Genomic DNA, 21,957 nt, shown 5'->3' on the forward strand with positions numbered 1-21,957 from the left:
GGAATGCCCATGAAGTCTCTGTTGCTGGTCGCTGGTCTCTGTCTGAGCGGTCTCTTGCACGCCGCCGAACTGCAGGTGCGGGTCGAGACGGTCGACGCCTCGGGGGGCCAGCTGCTGCTGGCGGTGTTCGACAGCGAAGCGGCCTGGAAGGAGCACAAGACACCGGTGGCCCAGGCCCATCTCGCCGCGCAGGCGGGTGCCCAGGAGCAGCGCTTCGAGCTGCCGCCCGGGCGTTATGCCGTATCGGTCATCCACGACAGCAACAGCAATAGTCAGCTGGACACCAATTTCATCGGCATGCCCACCGAACAATACGGCTACAGCAACAATCCGCCGCTGCGCATGCGCATGGCCACCTTCGAGGAATGCGCCTTCACCCTGCACGCCGCAGGCCTGCGCCAGCAGGTGACGCTGCGCTAGGCCATATCGGTCATGCACAGGCTTCCAAACAGAAAATCAACAGAGTTATCCACAAGGCTTTTAGCGACGATTGCTGAGTCCGGCGCTGAACAGACGTGGATAACTCCTTGGGATGGCAGCAGAAATCCCTTGACTTGGGAATGTCCCGAAAAACTGGTCATTATTTGATCGATTCTCTGTAAGCCGCGCCAGCTCTTGCCTCTGGCACTAGACGAACAACCTATCCACAGCCCTATGCAGCTCTATTGTGGGTTGTGGAAAACAGCCGAAAGTGGATTGATCATTTTTTGTACGATCCTCTGCAGGCCTTGCCAGGCATGGCGTACAGGTCAGGTCCCACATCTTTTCCACAGGCACGCACACAGCAGATGTGGGAAAACCCGGAGGCCGGGTCCGCTTTCGGTCGTTCGAGTGACCTGAATCGAATTGGCTATTTATTGAGCAATTTTTCCCGAGCAATCGCCTGATCGGTTGCTGACAACTTGCCCAAGGCTTATCCACAGCCTTTACCTGCCAGGCAATGACGGCAAAGCGATCCGGTGTTCGCAGCCTGACTCGGCGGATCAAGCCGTAACGGATTCGATCAACAGGCCGAGTACCCGTCCAGCCCTTCTGGCACGCGGCTCTTCGTTGAAAGCGAACAGACTGCCCACAGGGTTATGCACAGCTTGCAGGTTGTCCAGGCATAAAAAAAGACCGCCTGAAGCGGTCTTTTGGAGAGCTGGCGAAGGCCTAGCGCGCGGTGCGTACGCTGTCCGACAGCTGCTTGCAGAGGCCAAGCACGCCGTCGATGGCAGCGCCCGAGGACGCAGCCTTGGCGATCTGGTCGACGAACGCCGAGCCCACCACCACACCATCGGCGATGCGGGCGATCACCCGCGCCTGCTCGGGGGTACGGATGCCGAAGCCGACGGCCAGGGGCAGGTCGGTGAAACGGCGCAGGCGCGCCACGGCGGCCTCGACGTGCTCGGTGGTGGCCGAGCCGGCACCGGTCACGCCAGCGACGGACACGTAGTAGACGAAGCCTGAGCTGGTGTTGAGTACGCGCGGCAGGCGGGCGTCATCAGTGGTCGGAGTGGTCAGGCGGATGAAGTCGATGCCGGCGGCCTGGGCCGGCAGCGCCAGCTCGGCGTCGTGCTCGGGCGGCAGGTCGACCACGATCAGACCATCCACGCCCGCTTCGGCGGCTTCCGCCAGGAAGCGCTCCACGCCATAACGATGGATGGGATTGTAGTAGCCCATCAGCACCAGCGGCGTCTCGCCTTCCCCGCGGCGGAAGTCGCGCACCATCTCCAGGGTCTTGGCCAGATTCTGGCCCGCCTGCAGGGCCCGCAGGGCAGCGGCCTGGATGGCCGGGCCGTCAGCCATGGGATCGGTGAAGGGCATGCCCAGCTCGATGACGTCGGCACCGGCCGCCGGCAGCCCCTTGAGGATGGCCAAGGCGGTGTCGTAGTCCGGATCGCCGGCGGTGGTGTAGGTGACTAGGGCCGCGCGGCCCTCGGCCTTCAGCGCGGCGAAGCGGGTTTCCAGGCGGCTCATAGCTTGTCTCCCAGGTGACTCATCACGGTCTGCATGTCCTTGTCGCCGCGGCCCGAGAGGCAGATCACCATCAGGTGGTCCTTGGGCAGGTGTGGCGCGCGCTTGTAGGCCTCGGCCAGGGCGTGAGCCGTTTCCAGCGCCGGGATGATGCCTTCCAGACGGCAGGTCTGGTGGAAGGCCTTGAGCGCCTCGTCGTCGTTGATCGGTACGTATTCCACGCGCTTCACGTCATGCAGGTGGGCGTGCTCCGGGCCGATGCCGGGATAGTCCAGGCCGGCGGAAATGGAGTGGGCGTCGATGATCTGACCATCGTCGTCCTGCAGCAGGAAGGTACGGTTACCGTGCAGCACCCCGGGTACCCCGCCGTTGAGGCTGGAAGCATGCTTGTCGGTGTCGACGCCGTGGCCGCCGGCCTCGACGCCGATGATGGCGACGTCCTGGTCATCGAGAAATTCGTGGAACAGGCCCATGGCATTGGAGCCACCGCCGACGCAGGCGATCAGGCTGTCGGGCAGGCGTCCTTCCTTCTCCAGGATCTGCGCGCGGGTCTCGCGACCGATCACTGCCTGGAAATCGCGGACCATGGCCGGATAGGGGTGCGGACCGGCCACGGTGCCGATCAGGTAGAAGGTGTCGGCGACGTTGGTCACCCAGTCGCGCAGGGCCTCGTTCATGGCGTCCTTGAGGGTGCCGGTACCGGACGTGACTGGAATCACCTCGGCGCCCAGCAGCTTCATGCGGAAGACGTTGGCCTGCTGGCGATCGATGTCGGTGCTGCCCATGTAGATGACGCAGGGCAGGCCGAAGCGCGCGGCGACGGTAGCGGTGGCCACGCCGTGCATGCCGGCACCGGTCTCGGCGATGATGCGGGTCTTGCCCATGCGCTTGGCCAGCAGGATCTGGCCAATGCAGTTGTTGATCTTGTGCGCGCCGGTGTGGTTCAGCTCTTCGCGCTTGAGATAGATCTTGGCGCCGCCGAAGTGCTCGGTCAGGCGCTCGGCGAAGTACAGCGGGTTGGGCCGACCGACGTAGTCGCGCTGGAAGTAGGCCAGCTGCTCGAGAAACGCCGGATCCTCCATGGCGGTCTCGTATTCGCGCTGCAGATCGAGGATCAGCGGCATCAGGGTTTCGGCGACATAGCGACCACCGAACTGGCCGAACATGCCTTGAGCGTCGGGGCCCTGGCGATAAGCAAACTGGGTCATGGGATTCTCCTGCAAAGATGGATCTACCTTACCTACTTGAGTGCCGCTGATAAATCGATAAGATCGCGATGACCCGTCAGGAAATCTCACAGATGAGCGATCCCCGCGACCTGCCCCCGCTGAATGCCCTGCGCGCCTTCGAGGCCACCGCCCGTCTGGGTGGCATGAGCCGCGCCGGCGACGAACTGCACGTGACCCATGGCGCCGTGAGTCGCCAGATCCGTGCCCTGGAGGAACAGCTGGGAGTGGCGCTGTTTCGCCGCGAAGGCCGGGGGCTGGCGCTGACCGAGGCGGGGCTGCGCCTGCGCGAGGTGAGTGGCGAGGTCTTCGAGCGCTTGCGTGAGGTGAGCGCCGAACTCAAGGCCGGCAGTCGCCGGGGGCCGTTCGTGCTGGGCTGCCCGGGCAGCCTGGTGGCGCGCTGGTTCATTCCGCGGCTGGATCGCCTCAATCGCGACCTGCCGGAGCTACACCTGCACCTCTCGACCCGTACCGACGACACCCCGCTGGCCGCCGCCGGGCTGGACGCCAGCCTGCTGTTCACCGAGACCGCACCCCCTCCGGACGTCCTGCCCTATCACCTCGCGCCCGAGCGCATCGGGCCGGTGCTGAGTCCCTACTGCCCGGCCTATCTGCGGCTCAGGGAAGGCGACCTGCAGGCCTTGCTGGCCGAACGTCTGCTGCACACGCTGTCACGGCCCCAGGCCTGGCCACAGTGGTTTGCCACCCAGGGCCTGGAGGCGCCGGTGCTTGATTACGGGCAGGGCTTCGAGCACCTCTATTACCTGCTGGAGGCGGCGCTGTCGGGATTGGGCGTGGCGATCGCGCCGGAGCCACTGGTGGCGGCGGATCTGAAGGCGGGCAGGCTGGTTGCGCCCTGGGGCTTCGCCGCGACCGGTGCGGAGTTGGCGCTATGGGCGCCGGGTCGGCTGGCGGATGAGCGGGTGGAGCGGTTGGCGGCCTGGCTCAGAACCGAGCTGGCCGAGCGCTAGCGCCCAAGGCATCCCTTGGGATGCCTTGGGCTGCCACGATCAGTTGTCGCCGCGCAGCAGTGCCCAGCCGACCAGGACGGTCACGCCAGCGGCAATGCCGACGGTGGCCCAGGGATGTTCGCGAGCCACGCCACTGGCGGCGCGACCGTACTGGCGGGTCAGACGACGCACGTCGTCATAGACTTCTTCCAGCGAATCGCCCGAATGATGCAGAGCGTCACGAGCGGTGCTCTTGAAGGAATTCAGGCTGCTGCGGGATTCGCGTGCAGCGTTCTTCTTCAGCGATGCCAGCGAGTCGAGCAGGCTGTTGATTTCGTTCTCGATGCTGGCGATGGACGCCTGGTAATCGGTGTTACGGGCCATGACAACCTCCTGGGATGGACGGATTCAGGAAATGTGACTACCGAGGCGTTGGAAAGTGCTGCAAAGCGGTGGGCGAGAGCCTGGGCAGTGAACTTATCGGGGCCTTTCGCGGCCTCAAATGTCAGAAGCACCCTTCCCGGCGAGTCGACCGCGACACCGGTCAACGCGTTGCCGGCTATCCGCTGCAGCGCCCGTCATTGCTGACTCAGGAGATTTTCATGTCCGATCATCACACCTACAAGAAGCTGGAAATCGTTGGCTCTTCCACCACCAGTGTCGAGGACGCCATTAATAATGCCCTCGCCGAGACGTCCAAGTCGGTGAAGAACCTGGAATGGTTCGAAGTGGGTGAAATCCGCGGTCACATCCAGGACGCAAAGGTGGCGCACTATCAGGTCACCCTGAAGATCGGCTTCCGTATCGAAGCCAGCTGAGTAGATACTCAAGACCTCCCTCCCTCGCAAAAGGACAGGCAAGATGCGTAGAGTCGTGATTACCCTCGGTTTGTTGGCCCTGAGCAGCGGTGCTTTCGCCGCTGGCACCTCGTGCGACACGGTCAAGGCCGATATCGATGCCAAGCTGCAGGCCAAGCAGGTAGCGCACTACAGTCTCGAGGTGGTGGACAAGGGCAGCGCCAGCGCCTCCGCCAAGGTGGTGGGCAGCTGCGAAGGTGGAAGCAAGGAAATCGTCTACCAGCGTCGCTAGGTCGCTGACGGCAGGGCGCCGCTCAGAGACGGCACCCTGGCTCTCGAAGAAACGCCCACGATCGCCAGACCGTGGGCGTTTCTGCTTTCAGAGATCTGTGGCGGGACCAAAGAACTCGTGACGGATCTGCTGCTCCGGCACCCCCAGCTCCAGCAGATCACGCCGCACCTGGGCCATGAAGGGCTGCGGGCCGAGGACGTAGGCGTCCAGGTCGCGACCCTTGGGCAACCAGCGCTGCAGGCGCGCCCGGTCCAGCCGCGAAGCGTAGGCCTCTTCCGCCACCGGCTCGCTGTAGCAGAAGTACAGCTCCAATTGCGGATGGTGGGCGGCCTGCTCTTCCAGCCAGTGGCCGAAGGCCTGCACCCCGACGTGGCGGGTGCAGTGGATCAGCTGGATCGGTCGCCCGCTGGGCAGCGCCGCCGACACCATGGGCAGCAACGGCGTGATGCCGACCCCGCCGGCGATCAGCAGCAGCGGCCGGGTGGAATCCTGCAGGACGAATTCACCGGCCGGTGCGAAGACCTGCAGTACGCTGCCTTCATGGGCATCGATGTGCAGGAAGCGCGAGACCACCCCACCCGGCTGATGCTTGACGCTGATCCGGTAGCCACGGCCATCGCTGGTCGCCGAGATCGAATAGTTGCGCCGGTATTCCACCCCATCGAGGATCACACTCAGCCCCAGGTACTGGCCGGGCTGGGCGATGCTGGTGGGCAGGCCGTCCACCGGCTCCAGGTAGAAGGAGCTGATCTCTTCGCTTTCCGGCTCGATCCGGGCGATGCGGAACGGCCGCCCGCCACGCCAGCCACCGGGCGCCTCGGCCTGGGCTGCATAGCGGTGTTCCTCGGCGCCGATCAGCAGATTGGCCAGTTGGCCATAGGCGGCGGCCCAGGCGTCGATCACGGCATCGGTGGCCACCTCGGCCCCCAGAACTTCGCGGATGCTCTGCAGTAGGGCGATGCCCACCAGGGGATAGTGATCCGGCTGCACCTGCAGCGAGACGTGCTTGTTGACGATCTGCTCCACCAGCGGTCCCAGGGTGTCCAGCCGGTCGATGTAGCGGGCATACATGAGTACCGCCCGGGCCAGCGCCCGCGCCTGGGCGCCACTGGCCTGGTGGGCGCCGTTGAACAGCGGGCGGATCTCGGGGTTGTCGCCCAGCAATTTGGCGTAGAAATGCCGGGTCAGGGCTTCACCGCCGGTTTCCAGCAGCGGGACGGTAGCCGTGATGATGGCTTTTTGGTCGGATGACAGCATGGCAGGGATCTCCAAACAGGACTGCCCTGGTCGTATCACGAGTCGTGCCAACCAAAAAACTGCGCTAGATCAGTCTTTTATCCGGGGACCTGGTCATAATGACCAGGTCCCTATGACTCGCCGAGGTCAAATTGACCCGTACCACCCTGCTCGAAGCCATGGTGCCACTGGTGGCGGATCTGGCCCGCGACCTGCCCGATCAGCAGCGCTATGCCAACCTGCTCGACGCCCTGCGCCAGGTCCTGCCCTTTGATGCGGTGGCCCTGCTGCGCCTGGATGGCGAGGTGCTGGTGCCCCTGGCGGTGCGCGGGCTCGCGGCCGATACCCTGGGCCGCCGCTTCAAGGTCGGCGAGCACCCGCGCCTGGCGCTGCTGCTGGCGAGTCGCGCGCCCACCCGCTTCGCCCTCGATTGCGACCTGCCCGATCCCTACGATGGGCTGGTGGAAGGCGTGCAGGGGCATCTGGAGGTCCACGACTGCCTGGGCTGTCCACTCTATGTGCAGGACCAGCTCTGGGGCCTGCTGACCCTGGATTCGCTGCAGGCGCAGAACGCCCAGCCCGGGGATCTCACCACCCTGGCGGCCTTTGCCGGGCTGGCCGCCGCCACCGTGGCCGCCGCCGAGCGCATCGGCCAGCTCTCCGCGCGCATCGTCAGCGAGCACGAGCTGACCGTGGCCTATCAGCAATCGGTGGGGCACCAGCGGCCTCGCGAACTCATCGGCCAGAGTCCGGCCAGCCTGCGCCTGCGCCAGGAGATCGAGACCGTGGCGGCCAGCGATCTGACCGTGCTCATCACCGGCGAGACCGGGGTCGGCAAGGAGCTGGTGGCCGAAGCCGTGCACGCGCGCTCGCTGCGCCAGCAGCGGCCGCTGATCAGCCTCAACTGTGCGGCCCTGCCCGAGGCGCTGGTGGAAAGCGAACTCTTCGGCCATGTGCGCGGTGCCTTTTCCGGGGCCATCAGCGAACGCCGCGGGCGCTTCGAACTGGCCGATGGCGGCACCCTGTTTCTCGACGAAGTCGGCGAATTGCCACTGACGGTGCAGGCCAAGCTGCTGCGGGTGCTGCAGAGCGGCCAGTTGCAGCGGCTGGGCTCGGATCGCGATCTCAAGGTGGACGTGCGCATCATCGCCGCCACCAATCGCGACCTGGCCGACTGCGTGCGTGCCGGGCGCTTTCGTGCCGATCTCTACCATCGCCTGAGCGTCTATCCGCTGGCCGTGCCGGCCATGCGCGAGCGTGGCCGCGACGTCCTGCTCCTGGCCGGTTTCTACCTGGAGCAGAATCGCGCCCGCCTGGGCCTGCGCGGCCTCCGGCTGACCCCCGCGGCGCAACGGACCCTGCTGGCCTACGACTGGCCGGGCAACGTGCGCGAACTCTCTCACCTCATCAGCCGGGCGGCGCTCAAGGCCCATGCCGGCAGCGAGGAACGCGGCGGCATCCTGACCCTGGACAGCGATCAGCTCGGCCTGCCACTGGGCAGCACGGCCCTGCCCGACGAGGATCCCGCCCTGCCCGCCGCCTCCCTGCGCGAAGCCACGGAGGCCTTCCAGCGGCAGACCATTACCCTGGCCCTGGAACAGCATGGGCAGAACTGGACCCTGGCCGCCGCCGCCCTGGGGCTGGACCGCGCCAACCTCGCCCGCCTGGCGCGGCGACTCGGGCTCAAGTAGCGCTTGGAGAATTAGCGGTCAGAGCGCTTTCTGTACCGCCGGCAGGCCGGGCTGGCCGTCGCGGGTGGTGACCCCCTGCAACCAGGGCTCCAGCACCTGGGGATGGGCCTTGAGCCAGGCCCTGGCGGCGGTGTCGTAGCTGCCGCCCTTGTCCCGCGCGGCGCTCATGACGGCGTTTTCCATGTCCAGGGTGAACTTCATGTTGGTCAGCAGCCGGGCCGGATTGGGGCACTGTTCGGCGTAGCCCTTGCGCGTCAGGGTGTTCACCGTGCCGGCGGTACCGAAATACTTGTCGCCCCCGGTCAGGTACTTGATCGGGTAGTCGACGTTCATGGGATGCGGCGTCCAGCCAAGGAAGACCACCCACTTGTCGCGCTTCACCGCCCGCCCGACCTGGGACAGCATGGCCTGCTCGCTGGACTCCACCAGTTGCCAGCCGCCCAGGCCGAATTCGTTGTCCTGGATGATCTTCTGCAGCGACTGGTTGGCCGGCGCGCCGGCGCCGATGCCGTAGATCTTCTTGCCGAACTGGTCGGCGTGCTTGGCCAGGTCGTCGAAGCTCTTCACCCCGCCTTCCCAGACATAGGTGGGCACCGCCAGGGTGAATTCGGTCCCGACCAGATTCTGCGCCAGCTCGGTGACCTGCCCGGTCTTCACGAACTGGTCATAGTGCGCCTGCTGCGCCGGCATCCAGTTGCCGAGGAAGGCATCCACCTGCCCGTTGCGCATGCCGCCGTAGATGATCGGCACCGCCAGGGTCTCGACCTTGCCGGTATAGCCCAGCGCACTCAGGATCGCGCCGGTGAGGGCGTTGGTGGCGGCGATGTCGCTCCAGCCCGGATCGGCCAGGCGAACCGTTGCGCAGGCCTGGTCCTCGGCCTGGGCCGACAGGCTGACCAGGGCCAGCGTGAAGGTAGCGATGATTCCGTGTTTCATGGCCGTGCTCCAGTTAGCGGTTCAGGGTTGAGGGTAGCGGGCGCGACGCTCCAGGTCGTCGAGGTCGATGTGATTGCGCATGTATTGCTGGCTGGCATCGACGAAGGGCTGGTGATCCCAGCTGGTCCGCTCGCCCTGCTCCAGGGCCGCCGCGACGAAGCGCCGCCGCCGCTGGCTGGCCAGCACCTCGCCATGCAGGCGCGGCAGGTCCCAGCGCTGGCGGACCTCGGCCTGGAAGCTGGCGAGCAGCTCGGCATAGTCGGGGCTGGCGGCCAGGTTTTCGCGCTCCAGCGGATCGTTGTGCAGATCAAACAGCAGCGGCGGATCCAGTTCGCAATGGATGTACTTGTAGGCGCCGCGGCGGATCATCAGCAGCGGGCTGACGGTGCCCTCGGCCAGGTATTCGCCGATGACCTCATCGTGCCCTGCCCGGCCTTCCAGGTGCGGCAGCAGCGAGCGACCATCCAGCGGCAGCTCATCCGGCAGCTGGCCGCCGGCCAGCTCGACGAAGGTCGGCAGCAGGTCCATGGTCGATACCGAGGCCTGCACCCGCGCCGGGGCGAAACGGCCGGGCGCATGGATCAGCAGCGGTACCCGCGCGGCCATCTCGAACCAGTGCATCTTGTACCAGAGTCCGCGCTCGCCGAGCATGTCGCCATGGTCGCCGGAAAAGACGATCACGGTATCGTCGGCCAGACCGCACTCTTCCAGGGTCTTGAGCAGATGGCCGACCTGGGCGTCGACATAGCTGCAGGCACCGTAGTAGGCCTGGCGGGCGTCGCGGATCTTGGCCTCGGGCAGCGGTTTGTCCCACAGATCGATCACCTTGAGCAGGCGCTGGCTGTGGGGGTCCTGCTCGGCCTGGGGAATGGCGCCTTCCGGCAGCGGGATGTCGACCTCGTTGTACAGGTCCCAGAATTCGCGGGGAATGGTGTAGGGATCGTGCGGGTGGGTCAGGGACACGGTCAGGCAGAACGGCTGGTCATCGCCGCGACGCACGTGATCGTAGAGGTACTGACGCGCCTTGAAGACCACCTCTTCATCGAAATCCAGCTGGTTGGTGCGCACGCAGGGTCCGGCCTGCAGCACCGAGGACATGTTGTGGTACCAGCTCGGGCGCACGTCCGCCGCGTCCCAGTTCACCGCCCAGCCGTAGTCGGCGGGATAGATGTCGCTGGTCAGCCGCTCTTCGTAGCCGTGCAACTGGTCCGGTCCGCAGAAGTGCATCTTGCCCGACAGCGCCGTGCGATAGCCCAGGCGCCGCAGGTGGTGAGCATAGGTAGGGATGTCGGCGGCGAAATCAGCGGCGTTGTCGTAGCCGCCTATCTTCGAGGGCAGCTGGCCGCTCACCAGGGTGAAGCGCGAGGGTGCGCACAGCGGGCTGTTGCAATAGGCGGAATCGAAGACCACGGCGCGCTCGGCCAGGCGTTGCAGATTCGGCAGCTTGATCGGCGAGGCGGGGTCGTACAGCGGCAGGATGGGCGCCGCCATCTGGTCGGCCATGAGAAAGAGGATGTTCATCGGCTTGGACAAGAGCGCCTCCGCTAGGATCAAGGTTGCTTATGGGTAGTCCATCATCCGATGCCGAAAAATCTGCGTGAAGGCCATCTGGAGTGATGTTTCGGATAAGCTGGACTTATGTCTGATCGCCACGGGAAAGCCCTTTTGGACGCCACCCTCCCAGCCGACCGCCCTGCCCTGGCGCTGGACAGCCTGCGCACCTTCGAGGTGGTGGCGCGCCGCCTGAGCTTTACCGCGGCGGCCAGCGAACTGGGCACCACCCAGCCGGCCATCAGTCAGCAGATCAAGCGCCTGGAGGCCCAGCTGCAGGTCCGCCTTTTCGACCGGGTCCATCGCGGCATCCTGCTCACCGAGGTTGGACGGCTGCTGCAGGAATACGTCGAGGCCGGTCTCGCCACCCTGGACGAGGGGGTGCGGCTGGTTACCGCCCGGCCTGCCCATGAAGTCCTGCAGGTGGCTACCGACTTCGCCTTCGCCGCCTATTGGCTGCTGCCGCGCCTGCCGCGCTTCCATGCCCGCCACCCGGAGCTGGACGTCAGCCTGGTCACCAGCGACCGGGTGCCGCTGCCCGGTCCGGAGATCGACATCACCCTGGGCTTCGGCGACGGCCGCTTCAAGCATGGCGAAGCCTGGCCGCTGTTTCGCGAAGAGGTCTTTCCGGTGTGCAGTCCGCGCCTGCTCCAGGGTCGGCAGCCGCCGTTGCCCGCCATGGAGCTGGGGCGCTGGCCGCTGCTGCATCTCAAGGCGGCGCCCAACAGCCGCTGGTACGACTGGAAGACCCTGCTGCCGGCGCTGGACCTGGCGCCCCTGCCCGCGGCGCCGTCCGGCGCGGTGCTGAGCTTCGACAACTACACCCTGGTGATCCAGGCGGCCATCGCCGGCCAGGGGCTGGCGATCGGCTGGCGTCACCTGGTGGACGATCTGCTGCGGCAGGAACTGCTCTGTCGCCCCTTCGCCGGACTGGCCACCTCGCGCTATGGCTATTACGCCATCCTGCCCGAGCGCAAGCGGCGCCAGCGGCTGGTGCAGCGCTTTCTCGACTGGCTGCTGGAAGAGCTGGAGATGCCGCGCGAGTCCCTGGCCGGCGCACGGCTGGCGACCTGAGCCGAACTCAGCGCTCGTAGACTTCCAGTGGCAGATCGTCCGGATCGGCGAAAAAGGTGAATCTCCTGCCGGTCAGCTCGTCGGTACGGATCGGCTCGGTGACCACGCCATGGCCCTGCAGGTGGGCGACGGTGGCGTCCAGGTCGGCCACGGCGAAAGCCAGGTGGCGCAGGCCCTGGGCCTCCGGGCGCGACGGCCTGGGCGGGGCATCGGGAAAGGAGAACAGCTCCAGCTGGGCATGCGTGCCCACTGCCAGATCCAGCTTCCAGGAGCGCCGGGCCTCGCGATAGGTCTCGGCGATCACCGGCAACCCGAGGATCTCGGTATAGAAGTGCCGGGAGCGTTCGTAGTCGGCGCAGATCAGCGCCACATGGTGCAGACGGTCGAAGTGGGTCATCAGGGTACCGCGACGAATTTGAGGTCGGACGGAGCACCGACGTCCAGGCTCTGCAGTTCATCGCCGAGCTTGCCGCTGTCGGGATCCCGGGCGAAGACCTTGAGCTGGTTGGATTTCTGGTTGGCCACCAGCAGGTACCGCCCGGACGGATCGATGGCGAATTCCCGCGGCGACAGGCCATTGACCGGATGGCGCTCGACAAAGGTCAGGGTGCCGTCGGGATTCACCGCGAACACGGCAAGCTGGTTGTCCGTGCCACGGCTGGCGACATAGAGGAAACGTCCGTCGCCGGACAGGTGCAGGGCCCCGGCATCCCGCTCGCCGGTGAATTCCTGGGGTGTCAGGCTGTAGCTCTGCAACTGCCGTAGCATGCCGTCCTGATGGGCGAAGGCCATCACCTGGCCGGCCAGCTCCAGGGTCAGGTAGGCGTAGCGGCCATCGGCGCTGAACACCAGGTGGCGCGGCCCGCTACCTTCCGGCACCGGCACGAAGGGCGTCTCGGCGGCCACCAGCGGTCGCTCCGGCTGCTGCGGCAGATAGCGATAGACGAATACCTTGTCGGCGCCCAGATCCGGGGCGAAGACGAAGCGGCCGTCCGGGGTCGTCACCGCCGCGTGCACATGGCTGGACTGCTGGCGCGGGTGCTGTTCGCTGGGCTGGTGGAATTCGATCTGCGCCACCGGACTGAGCACGCCGCCGTCCTGGATCGGCAGCACCGCCAGCGAGCCCTCCGGCAGGCTGGAGTAGTTGGCCACGAACAGGAACTTGCCGTCGGTGCTGAGGCTGGAATGGGTCGGCTCGTCGCCCAGGCTCTTGACCTGGCTGATCTGCTGCAGGCGGCCATTGCCGGGTTCGAAACGATAGGAAGTGACCCGCCCGATGCTGTCGCCGCTCGAACCCCGGCCATTCTCGTTGACGGCGAACAGGGTCCGGCCATCCCGCGACAGGGTCAGAAACGAGGGGTTGGACGCCTTAACGATGCGCAGCGGGCCATCGATCTGACCATTGCGGCTGTTGAAGCGATAGACATACAGCCCCTGGCTGCTGCCCGCGGTGTAGCTGCCGACCAGCAGATTGAACAGACCGGGTTCGGCGCGGGCCGGGGCGTTGTGCCCCACGAGCAGGGCGAACAGGGCCAGCGGCAGCAGACGGGGCAGAGCTCTCATGGGAAATCCTTGGCGAGCGGTGGGCGTTGAGACCGATGCGGAGCGGCCCGGTTTCCCTACCGTCTGGAGGCGGAAGGCGGCCGTGCGCGGCGGCTATTCTACTGAAATCCGGGCTGGCACTGTGCCAGAGGCCTTTCGCCATTTATCGCCTGCGCCGGCGCGCTGGCGGTCTACGTCGGGTCAACCGGCGCGAGGAGACCGCGCCAGAGCCTGCGGTGAACTCGGCAGTGTCCGGGGGCTGCCGGTAAAAGAATTGGTCAGGCTAGTCCAGCACGCCCTGCAGAATGGCGTAGACGAGCCCGGTGCCCACGGCGACCAGCACCATGTCGGTCCCCAGGCGGCGCCATTCGTAGCCCGGATAATCCGGCAGCTGGCGGGCGATACCCGGCGGCAGCGGTCGGCCATACCCGGGAGGCAAAGGGTGCCCGCGTTCCAGACGCAGTCCTGGCGGCAGGTCGCCACCGCGGCCGATCTGGCCGCGCAGTGCCTGGATGCGCTCCCGCGCCGGTCCCAGATCCGGCGGTCCACCGGCGGCCGGTCCGGCACCCGGGCGACCCGGGCCGCGCGACCCGGGCCCCGGTCCCTGGCCATGGGGGCCACCCTGTTCCTGCCAGCCCGGTCCGTGCGGACCTTTGGGCCCGCCGGGTCCGTGATCCGGAGGCGCGGCCAGGGCCAGATTGCCGATCAGACAGAGGGCTGCAGTGGAAAGAAGGGTACGCATCGGCGGCTTCCTCGTAGAAGACGATGGCAGCGGTTATCCACTTGGAGTCTGGTTACTGAAAAAGACTCCCGGGTCATTCCCGGACTTATAGCCTGTGGATAAATCGGGGATAAAAGCGGTATAACTCCGTGATAAATCCCCAAACGTTGTTAGGGACCAAATAAAAATCCTTTATTATCAATACCTTAAAAAGGTGATCGGCTGGCTATCGAATCCGCTTTTTGTGGATAAAGCCTGGGACCCCCCTATGCTGACGTCCATTTTCGCCTGCACTCAAGCCCTGCGCGGAGCGATTTTCCCCAGCCTGGAAACGGAAAAGCCGCGCCTGAATGACCGGGCGCGGCTTTTCCGGAGGTCGCCTTTCCCTATTCCGGCTTCTTCAGCTTGGGATTGGGAAAGAACTGCACGGCCTGCACCTTGGGATCGGGCTTCTTGGGCTTGAGCGCACTGATGTTGACCCGCGTCGGCAATTCCTTGGGGACCGAATTGCCGCGCTCGTCCAGGGTGTCGCTGTAGCCGCAGGAGACGCACTCGCGGTTGGGCGTGCCGTCCTGGGTCCACATCTTCAGGGTGTCCTGCGCCTGGCACGCCGGGCAGACCGCCCCGGCGATGAACCTCTTGCGGATCGGCTCGCTCACGCCGCCTCCTCGCTCAGCCCGGAATGGCGGAGCAGGGCATCGATGCTGGGTTCGCGGCCGCGGAAGTCGACGAACAGCACCATGGGTGCCTGGGAGCCGCCGCGGGCCAGGATGGCTTCACGGAAGGCCCGACCGGTTTGCGGATTGAAGACGCCTTCTTCCTCGAACTTGGCGAAGGCATCGGCGGACAGCACCTCGGCCCACTTGTAGCTGTAGTAACCCGCGGCATAACCGCCGGCGAAGATGTGCGCGAAGCTGTTGGGAAAGCGGTTGTAGGCCGGCGGCCGTACCACGGAGATCTCGTCGCGGATGCCTTCCAGCACCTCGCGCACGCTGCGGCCGTCGCCGTGGCTGGCATGCAATTCGAAGTCGAACAGCGAGAATTCCAGCTGGCGCAACATCATCAGGCCGGACTGGAAGTTCTTCGCCGCCAGCATCTTGTCCAGCAGCGCCTGGGGAAGCGGCTCGCCGGTCTCGTAGTGACCGGAGATCAGCGCCAGGCCCTCGGGCTCCCAGCACCAGTTCTCCATGAACTGGCTGGGCAGCTCCACCGCATCCCAGGCCACGCCGTTGATGCCGGAGACGCTGGCGTGCTCGACGCGGGTCAGCAGGTGATGCAGGCCGTGGCCGAATTCATGGAAGAGGGTGGTCACCTCGTCATGGGTGAGCAGCGCCGGCTGGCCGGGGCTGGCCGGGGTGAAGTTGCAGACCAGGTAGGCCACCGGATCGATCAGCCGGCCCTGGGCATCGCGACGCTTGTCGCGGGCACCGTCCATCCAGGCGCCACCGCGCTTGTTGGCGCGGGCATAGAGATCGAAGTAGAAGCGGCCGATGGAGGTACCGTTTTCCTTGATCTCGAACAGGCGCACGTCCGGATGCCACTTCTCGAAATCGCGCAATTCGGCGATTTCGATGCCATAGAGCTTCTGCACCGTGGCGAACAGGCCGGAGAGCACCTTGTCCACCGGGAACCAGGCGCGGACCTCTTCCTGGGACAGCGAATAGCGCTGCTGGCGCAGCTTTTCGGCGAAATAGCCGGTGTCCCAGCTCTGCAGATCCTGCACGCCCTGTTCGGCGGCGAAGGCACGCAGTTCTTCCAGGTCGCGCTGGGCGAAGGGCTTGGAGCGCACGGCGAGGTCGCGCAGGAAACCCAGCACCTGATCACTGCTCTCGGCCATCTTGGTGGCCAGCGACAGCTCGGCATAGTTGGCGTAGCCCAGCAGACGTGCCAGTTCCTGACGCAGATCGAGCAATTCCTCCATCACCGGGCCGTTGTCGAACTGGCCGGCGTTGGGGCCCTGCTCGGAGGCGCGGGTGGCGTAGGCGGCATAGACTTCCTCGCGCAGGGCGCGGTCATCGGCGTAGGTCATCACCGCGTAGTAGCTGGGGAATTCCAGGGTCACCAGCCAACCGTCCAGCTCCTTGGCCTGGGCAGCGGCCTGCAGCTGGGCCTTGGCCGACTCGGGCAGGCCGGCGAGGGCGGCTTCATCGGTGAGGTGCTTGGTCCAGGCCTGCGTCGCGTCGAGCAACTGGTTGGAAAACTTGCTGCCCAGCTCGGACTTGCGCGCCTGGATGGCGGCATAGCGCTGCTGCTCCGCCGGCGGTAGGTCGATGCCGGACAGACGGAAGTCACGCAGGGCGTGTTCCAGGGTGGTCTTCTGGCCGGCGTCGAAGCCCTTGGCTTCTTCGCTTTCGGCCAGGCGGCTGTAGGCCTGGAAGAGGTCCTTATTCTGGCCGATCTCGGTGGAATAGGTCGACAGCTTGGGCAGGCAGGCCTCATAGGCGGCGCGCAGCTCGGCGCTGTTGCACACGGCGTTGAGATGGCCGATGGGGCTCCAGGCCTGGCCCAGCCGATCGTTCAGCTCGTCCATCGCCAGCACCAGGCCGGCCCAGGTGGGGTGTTCCTTCTGCGTCTCCAGCAACTTGGCCAGGGCGGCACGGTTCTCGGCCAGGACGGTATCGATGGCCGGCTCGACGTGCTCGGGCTTGATGGCGGAAAAGGGCGGCAGGTCGTAGGACTGAAGCAGCGGATTGCTGGCGCTCACGGCGTTCCCCTCGGGGCGATGGCTTTGACAGTTATATATGGAGCCCATCCTAATAGGTCTCAAGACCCTTCCGACGAGAAAAGGTATCTATCGTGACCATAAGGACCTTCCAGGGTAAGACCCCGCACCTGGGCGAACGCGCCTTCGTCGATGCCACCGCGGTGGTAATCGGTGATGTCGAGCTCGGCGCAGACAGCTCGATATGGCCGCTGACAGTGATCCGCGGCGACATGCATCGCATCCGCATCGGCGCCCGCACCAGCATCCAGGACGGCAGCGTGCTGCATATCACCCACGCCGGCCCCTTCAATCCGGACGGCTATCCCTTGCTGATCGGCAACGACGTCACCGTCGGCCACCAGGTGACCCTGCACGGCTGCACGATTGGCGACCGGGTGCTGGTGGGCATGGGCAGCATCGTCATGGACGGCGCGGTGGTGGAGGACGACGTGGTGATCGGCGCCGGCAGTCTGGTCCCGCCAGGCAAGCGGCTGGAAGGCGGCCACCTCTACGTCGGCCGCCCGGTCAAGCAGATCCGCCCGCTGGAGGAGAAGGAACGCGCCTTCTTCACCTACAGCGCCGGCAACTACGTGAAGCTCAAGGACCAGCATCTGGCCGAAGGCTATGGGGAGGAGGGTGCCTAGGCGTCCGCATTCGTTGGCTTCGGAGACAAAGCCGCCTCAGCCGCAGAGCGAGCGCCGTAGCGTGGAAAACGGCGCAGCCTTTTCCACAGGTGACTTCGTGGCGCGAGGCTCGCCCTCACCCCAACCCTCTCCCAAAGGAAGACGGGGCTATCCGAGCGGGGGGTCATCTTCCACATCTCCGACCCGATCGCGATCAGCTGTTATGACCCAGCCCCTAGGAGCGGTCGCGTCGGCCGCGATCTGCCAACCCCGCAGCGGACAGGCTTCACCCAGGCGCGAATACAGCACCCCACGCAACGCCTGCAATTCGTCGATGCGCGCCTCGATGACCCTGAGCTTGTCGCGCAGCAGTTCCTGCAAATAGGCGTCGGGATCGGCAGCGCGCTCGACGTCCTCCAGGTTGGCGGCGATTTCCTGCAGGCTGAAACCCAGTCGCTGGGCGGTACGGATGTAGCCCAGCCATTCCACGGCTTCAGGCGGATAGTCACGATAGCCGTTGGCCCGCCGCCGCGCCTTGAGCAGCCCCTGGCGCTCGTAGAATCTCAGGGTGTCGCGACTCAGGCCGGTGGCCTGGGCGAGGGTGCCGATACGCATCCATTCTCCTTGACCCTGGACCTAGCTCCAGGGTCGACACTGGACTTCCTCTCGTTCAAGGAAGTCCGCCCATGTGGAAGCTTGCGCCCTATCTGCGGCTGGTCCGTGCCAGCGCCCTCTATGATCTGCTGGTTACCGCGCCCTTCGCCACCCCCTGGAGTCTCGCCTGGCTGCTGCGGCAGCTCGACGGTCTCGGCCAGGCACTGGGCCTGGCGCCCCTGGCGGAGTTCCCGCCGGAAGCCCTGCTGCTGGGCAATCTGCTGGGCTCCCTGGTGTGCGTCTGGTCTGTGCTGCGCCTGGTCAGGCCTTCTCTGCTGCTGGGACGCTACGACGCCGTGGCCAGGGGCCTGTTCGCCTTCTGGCAGGCCTGGGCGCTGTACCAGGGCGCCAGTCCCTTGCTGGCAATGTTCCTGGTAGTCGAAATCGGCTTCGGCGTCGCCCAGGCGTGGCCGGTATCTCTGGCCTCGTGCCCCTGCTCGTTGGGCTTCGGCGATAGAACCGCCTCAGCCCAACCTACGACGAGGCTCCCGTAGGTTGGCGCTGAGCGCAGCGAAGCCCAACAGCGTCGCGGGATTAACCCAGCTGCCGCCGCAACTCCGCCAGTACCGGGGCGCTGTCGGGACGCACGCCGCGCCAGAGTTCGAAGGCCTCGGCGGCCTGTTCCACCAGCATGCCCAGGCCGTCCAGGGTGTGGAAGGCACCCTCGTCCTGCGCCCAGCGGTTGAAGGGGGTGAGATCCTTGCCGTACATCATGTCGTAGGTCACCGTCTGCGGGCCGATGACCGCCTCCGACAGGGGCGGGCGACCGCCACCGAGACTGGCCGAGGTGCCGTTGATGATGACGTCGAAGGGCTCTCTCAGGGTGGAGAAGGCGGCCACCTCGATGGTCCCCAGCTCGGCGAACTCCCGCGCCAGTTGCACCGCCTTGAGTTCGGTGCGATTGGCCAGCACCAGTTGTCCGGGGTTGCAGGCCAGCAGCGGCTCCAGCACGCCGCGTACGGCGCCGCCGGCGCCCAGCACCAGGACGCGCTGGCCGGCCAGCTGCAGACCGGCGTTGACCGTGAGATCCCGGACCAGGCCGGCGCCGTCGGTGTTGTCGCCGAGCAGGCGACCATTGGCCTGGCGCTTGAGGGTGTTGACCGCTCCGGCCCGCCGCGCGCGCCGGGTGAGTTCATCGCACAGCTGATAGGCCTCTTCCTTGAAGGGCACCGTGACATTGGCGCCCAGGCCGCTCTGGAAAAAGCTGCGGGCGCTTTCGCTGAAGCCGTCCAGCGGCGCCAGCAGCGTCCCGTAGTGCAGGCGCTGCCCGGTCTGGTCGGCGAACAGGCTGTGGATCAGCGGCGACTTGCTGTGGGCGATGGGATTGCCGAAGACGGCGTAGCGATCCATGGGCTCTATCCTGCGGGCGTCGGGGCGAGCGCGAGCCAGTCGCGGTCGGTGAGAAAGAAATCGGTCAGCCGCGCTTCCGGCGAGCCGGGCACGGGTTTCCAGTCATAGCCCCAGCGCACCTCGGGCGGCAGCGACATGAGGATGGACTCGGTGCGCCCGCCGGATTGCAGGCCGAACAGGGTGCCACGGTCATAGACCAGGTTGAATTCCACGTAGCGGCCGCGGCGATAGGCCTGGAATTCCCGCTCGGCCTGACCGTAGGGCTGGTCGCGGCGGCGTTGGACGATGGGCAGATAGGCGTCGACGAAGGCATCGCCGATGGCGCGCTGGAAGGCGAAGCAGGTGTCGAAGTCCCAGTCGTTCAGGTCATCGAAGAACAGACCGCCGATGCCGCGCGGTTCACCCCGGTGCTTGAGGTGGAAATAGCGGTCGCACCAGGCCTTGTAGCGCGGATAGACGTCGGCGCCGAAGGGCGCGCAGGCGTCATGGCAGACCTGGTGCCAGTGCACGCAGTCGGCCTCGTTGCCGTAGTAGGGAGTGAGGTCGAGACCGCCGCCGAACCACCAGACCGGCGCCTCGCCGGGCTTCTCGGCGAGAAAGAAGCGCACATTGGCGTGAGCCGTGGGGATATGGGGATTGCGCGGGTGCATGACCAGGGATACACCCATGGCCTCGAAGCTGCGCCCGGCCAGTTCCGGACGATGGGCGCTGGCCGAGGGCGGCAGGCTGTCGCCATGCACATGGGAGAAGTTCACGCCGCCCTTTTCCAGCAGGGCGCCGTCGGCAATCACCCGGGTGCGGCCACCACCGCCGGTCGGCCGGGTCCAGGCGTCTTCGGCGAAGGCTGCGCTGCCATCCTCGGCTTCCAGTGCGGCGCAGATGCGCTCCTGCAGATCGAGCAGATAGGCCTTGACGGCCTCCAGGGAGGGATTCATCGCAAGGATTTCCACAACAGGCGGGGAGGGCGCAGAGCATAACACCCGTATCCGACCGGTTGACGTGGCCCGCGGTTGCGGCTTGGATGAAGGCTCACCCCAAGAGAGCCCGGCCAAGGGCTCCAACCAGGAGACACGCAAGCATGGCCCAGCGCATCCAGTTCAGCCGCACCGGTGGTCCCGAAGTACTCGAACTTGTGGATTTCGAACCCGCCGCGCCCGGCCCCGACGAGGTGCAGGTGCGCAACCACGCCATCGGCCTCAACTTCATCGAGACCTATTACCGCAGCGGCCTCTATCCGCCGCCGGCACTGCCCTCGGGCCTGGGCACCGAGGGTGCCGGGGTGGTGGAAGCGGTCGGCAGCGCCGTCACCCGCTTCAAGGCCGGCGATCGCGTGGCCTATGCCACCGGGCCGCTGGGCGCCTATGCCGAGGTCCATGTGCTGCCCGAGCGGCATCTGGTGCACCTGCCGGAGGCGATCTCCTTCGAACAGGGCGCCGCCGTCATGCTCAAGGGACTGACCGTGCAATACCTGCTGCGCCAGACCTATCCGCTGCAGGCCGGCGACACCGTGCTGTTCCATGCCGCGGCCGGGGGCGTCGGCTCCCTGGCCTGCCAGTGGGCCAAGGCCCTGGGCGTGCGTCTGATCGGCACCGCCGGCTCCCCGGAAAAGCTGGAAAAGGCCAAGGCGCTGGGTGCCTGGGCGGTGATCGACTACCGCCAGGAAGACGTCCCGGCGCGGGTCCGTGAATTGACCGAGGGCGCCAAGGTGCCGGTGGTCTACGACGGCGTCGGCAAGGACACCTGGGAGATGTCGCTGGACTGCCTGGCCCCACGCGGTCTCATGGTCAGCTTCGGCAACGCCTCCGGCGCGGTCACCGGGGTCAATCTGGGCATTCTCTCGCAGAAGGGCTCGCTCTATGTGACCCGGCCGACCCTGGCCACCTACGCCGCCTCCCCCGAAGCCCTGCAGGACATGGCCGATCAGCTGTTCGAGCTGATCAGCGATGGCCGCATCCAGGTGGACATCGGCCGACGCTATCCACTGGCCGAAGTGCAGGAGGCGCACCGGGCGCTGTCGGGTCGCGAGACCAGCGGCTCGACCATCCTGCTGCCCTGAGGCGAAGCACCCGGATGCCTGGCCGGGTAAATCGTGACGGCCATTAAGTTTCCCGCACCCAGGCGGCACGACGGGGGTAAACGCCGGTCTATCTCGGACAGTCAGGTCGCCTCGGCCTCGACGTTCTTTCCAGAATCGGCCGGATCGCTGCCCTCGTCATGCCTATCTCCAGCCCCCTCGCCAGCCTGCTCGACACCGCCACGGACACGGCGCTCATCACCCTGACCGCCGAAGGGCGGATCGGGCAGTGGTGTCCGAACGTCGCCCGGCTGCTGGGCTGGACGGCGCAGGACTGGCTCGGTGAATCCATCGTCGGCCTGCTGCTCCCGGAGCCGCCGGCCGACGGCTGGCTGACCGCCCTCGAACGCTGCCAGACCCAGGGCCTGCGCCACCGCGACGGTCACCTGGTACGCCTCGACCTGCATCTGGTGCCGCTGCGCCGGGCCGATGTCGCCGTGGGCTGGTTGCTGCATGTCTGGCAGGCCCCGGCGAGCCGTGCGCGTTTCGCCGCTCGGCGCAGCGCCGAGCGGGAGCTGCCGCAACGCCTGCAGGCGCTCGGCGAATGGTCACGGCGCCTCGGCGGCACCACGGATCTGGC

22 protein-coding genes and 1 pseudogene are annotated in these 21,957 nt (G+C 66.3%); 9 read left to right on the plus strand and 14 right to left on the minus strand.

Annotated features, from left to right (window positions below):
- The first annotated feature begins 9 nt into the window (after nt 1-9).
- Complete coding sequence (locus OMP44_RS17685; RefSeq protein ID WP_280310056.1) at nt 10-420, plus strand: DUF2141 domain-containing protein; 411 nt, start codon at nt 10-12, stop codon at nt 418-420.
- Between the two features lie 732 nt (nt 421-1,152).
- On the opposite strand, the gene trpA is transcribed toward OMP44_RS17685, so the two are convergent.
- On the minus strand, nt 1,153-1,959 hold the full coding sequence (trpA, locus tag OMP44_RS17690; protein ID WP_133860258.1) for a tryptophan synthase subunit alpha: 807 nt from the start codon (nt 1,957-1,959) through the stop codon (nt 1,153-1,155).
- Nucleotides 1,956-3,164 carry a tryptophan synthase subunit beta gene (gene trpB / locus OMP44_RS17695; RefSeq protein ID WP_133860257.1) on the minus strand — a complete coding sequence of 403 codons (1,209 nt, stop codon included), beginning with the start codon at nt 3,162-3,164 and terminating at the stop codon, nt 1,956-1,958. The genes trpA and trpB overlap by 4 nt, the downstream gene beginning before the upstream one ends.
- A gap of 92 nt (nt 3,165-3,256) precedes the next feature.
- On the opposite strand from trpB, the gene OMP44_RS17700 reads away from it, so the two are divergent.
- Complete coding sequence (locus tag OMP44_RS17700; protein ID WP_280310059.1) at nt 3,257-4,153, plus strand: LysR family transcriptional regulator; 897 nt, start codon at nt 3,257-3,259, stop codon at nt 4,151-4,153.
- 39 nt (nt 4,154-4,192) lie between these two features.
- Here the strand turns inward: OMP44_RS17700 and OMP44_RS17705 are convergent, their stop codons facing one another.
- On the minus strand, nt 4,193-4,516 hold the full coding sequence (locus OMP44_RS17705; RefSeq protein WP_187980780.1) for an ElaB/YgaM/YqjD family protein: 324 nt from the start codon (nt 4,514-4,516) through the stop codon (nt 4,193-4,195).
- 218 nt (nt 4,517-4,734) lie between these two features.
- On the opposite strand from OMP44_RS17705, the gene OMP44_RS17710 reads away from it, so the two are divergent.
- The gene (locus tag OMP44_RS17710; RefSeq protein WP_017641514.1) at nt 4,735-4,950 is read left to right on the plus strand and encodes a dodecin; all 216 of its coding nucleotides are present in this window, start codon (nt 4,735-4,737) and stop codon (nt 4,948-4,950) included.
- Nucleotides 4,951-4,993: 43 nt separating this feature from the next.
- The gene (locus tag OMP44_RS17715) at nt 4,994-5,221 is read left to right on the plus strand and encodes a DUF1161 domain-containing protein (RefSeq protein ID WP_273860960.1); all 228 of its coding nucleotides are present in this window, start codon (nt 4,994-4,996) and stop codon (nt 5,219-5,221) included.
- 87 nt (nt 5,222-5,308) lie between these two features.
- On the opposite strand, the gene hmpA is transcribed toward OMP44_RS17715, so the two are convergent.
- Nucleotides 5,309-6,478: an NO-inducible flavohemoprotein gene (gene hmpA, locus OMP44_RS17720; RefSeq protein ID WP_280310064.1), complete on the minus strand. Its 1,170-nt coding sequence runs from the start codon at nt 6,476-6,478 to the stop codon at nt 5,309-5,311.
- Between the two features lie 131 nt (nt 6,479-6,609).
- Between hmpA and norR the strand changes: the two genes are divergently transcribed.
- A complete protein-coding gene (gene norR, locus OMP44_RS17725; RefSeq protein WP_273860962.1) occupies nt 6,610-8,148 on the plus strand; it encodes a nitric oxide reductase transcriptional regulator NorR in 1,539 nt (512 codons plus the stop codon).
- Nucleotides 8,149-8,166: 18 nt separating this feature from the next.
- On the opposite strand, the gene OMP44_RS17730 is transcribed toward norR, so the two are convergent.
- Together OMP44_RS17730 and betC are read right to left on the minus strand one after the other, a co-directional pair.
- Nucleotides 8,167-9,084 carry a choline ABC transporter substrate-binding protein gene (locus tag OMP44_RS17730; RefSeq protein ID WP_187980775.1) on the minus strand — a complete coding sequence of 306 codons (918 nt, stop codon included), beginning with the start codon at nt 9,082-9,084 and terminating at the stop codon, nt 8,167-8,169.
- A 21-nt stretch (nt 9,085-9,105) separates the two neighbouring features.
- Nucleotides 9,106-10,605, minus strand: coding sequence for a choline-sulfatase (gene betC, locus OMP44_RS17735; RefSeq protein ID WP_280310336.1), 1,500 nt, complete (start codon nt 10,603-10,605; stop codon nt 9,106-9,108).
- 117 nt (nt 10,606-10,722) lie between these two features.
- Here betC and OMP44_RS17740 point away from each other — a divergent pair, with 117 nt between their 5' ends.
- Nucleotides 10,723-11,709 carry a choline sulfate utilization transcriptional regulator gene (locus tag OMP44_RS17740; RefSeq protein ID WP_280310067.1) on the plus strand — a complete coding sequence of 329 codons (987 nt, stop codon included), beginning with the start codon at nt 10,723-10,725 and terminating at the stop codon, nt 11,707-11,709.
- A gap of 7 nt (nt 11,710-11,716) precedes the next feature.
- Here the strand turns inward: OMP44_RS17740 and gloA2 are convergent, their stop codons facing one another.
- From gloA2 to prlC, 5 genes are all read right to left on the minus strand, one after another.
- Nucleotides 11,717-12,106 (minus strand): SMU1112c/YaeR family gloxylase I-like metalloprotein, encoded by a 390-nt coding sequence (gene gloA2, locus OMP44_RS17745; protein WP_064307108.1) that lies wholly within the window; start codon nt 12,104-12,106, stop codon nt 11,717-11,719.
- Nucleotides 12,106-13,272, minus strand: coding sequence for a lactonase family protein (locus tag OMP44_RS17750; RefSeq protein WP_064307107.1), 1,167 nt, complete (start codon nt 13,270-13,272; stop codon nt 12,106-12,108). The genes gloA2 and OMP44_RS17750 overlap by 1 nt, the downstream gene beginning before the upstream one ends.
- A gap of 262 nt (nt 13,273-13,534) precedes the next feature.
- Nucleotides 13,535-13,993 carry an anti-virulence regulator CigR family protein gene (locus OMP44_RS17755; RefSeq protein ID WP_273860964.1) on the minus strand — a complete coding sequence of 153 codons (459 nt, stop codon included), beginning with the start codon at nt 13,991-13,993 and terminating at the stop codon, nt 13,535-13,537.
- 365 nt (nt 13,994-14,358) lie between these two features.
- Nucleotides 14,359-14,631 carry a YheV family putative zinc ribbon protein gene (locus tag OMP44_RS17760; protein ID WP_158890069.1) on the minus strand — a complete coding sequence of 91 codons (273 nt, stop codon included), beginning with the start codon at nt 14,629-14,631 and terminating at the stop codon, nt 14,359-14,361.
- Nucleotides 14,628-16,724, minus strand: a complete 2,097-nt coding sequence (gene prlC, locus OMP44_RS17765) for an oligopeptidase A (protein WP_280310073.1) — start codon at nt 16,722-16,724, stop codon at nt 14,628-14,630. The genes OMP44_RS17760 and prlC overlap by 4 nt, the downstream gene beginning before the upstream one ends.
- A gap of 44 nt (nt 16,725-16,768) precedes the next feature.
- Between prlC and OMP44_RS17770 the strand changes: the two genes are divergently transcribed.
- On the plus strand, nt 16,769-17,320 hold the full coding sequence (locus tag OMP44_RS17770; RefSeq protein WP_280310075.1) for a gamma carbonic anhydrase family protein: 552 nt from the start codon (nt 16,769-16,771) through the stop codon (nt 17,318-17,320).
- Nucleotides 17,321-17,572: 252 nt separating this feature from the next.
- Here the strand turns inward: OMP44_RS17770 and OMP44_RS17775 are convergent.
- A pseudogene (locus OMP44_RS17775) lies at nt 17,573-17,914 on the minus strand (MerR family transcriptional regulator); the annotation flags it as partial.
- Nucleotides 17,915-17,985: 71 nt separating this feature from the next.
- Between OMP44_RS17775 and OMP44_RS17780 the strand changes: the two are divergent.
- On the plus strand, nt 17,986-18,447 hold the full coding sequence (locus tag OMP44_RS17780; protein WP_280310077.1) for a hypothetical protein: 462 nt from the start codon (nt 17,986-17,988) through the stop codon (nt 18,445-18,447).
- A 40-nt stretch (nt 18,448-18,487) separates the two neighbouring features.
- On the opposite strand, the gene aroE is transcribed toward OMP44_RS17780, so the two are convergent.
- Both aroE and hemF read right to left on the minus strand, forming a co-directional pair.
- A complete protein-coding gene (gene aroE, locus OMP44_RS17785) occupies nt 18,488-19,303 on the minus strand; it encodes a shikimate dehydrogenase (protein WP_280310078.1) in 816 nt (271 codons plus the stop codon).
- A 5-nt stretch (nt 19,304-19,308) separates the two neighbouring features.
- Nucleotides 19,309-20,238, minus strand: coding sequence for an oxygen-dependent coproporphyrinogen oxidase (gene hemF, locus OMP44_RS17790; protein ID WP_187980769.1), 930 nt, complete (start codon nt 20,236-20,238; stop codon nt 19,309-19,311).
- Nucleotides 20,239-20,381: 143 nt separating this feature from the next.
- Between hemF and OMP44_RS17795 the strand changes: the two genes are divergently transcribed.
- Entirely contained in the window at nt 20,382-21,359 is a 978-nt protein-coding gene (locus tag OMP44_RS17795; protein WP_158891453.1) for an NADPH:quinone reductase, read from the plus strand.
- Nucleotides 21,360-21,957: the final 598 nt, after the last annotated feature.

Origin of the sequence: Pseudomonas flavocrustae, from assembly GCF_029872515.1 — a bacterium.
In the GTDB taxonomy this organism is placed as follows: Bacteria; Pseudomonadota; Gammaproteobacteria; order Pseudomonadales; family Pseudomonadaceae; genus Chryseomonas; species Chryseomonas aestiva.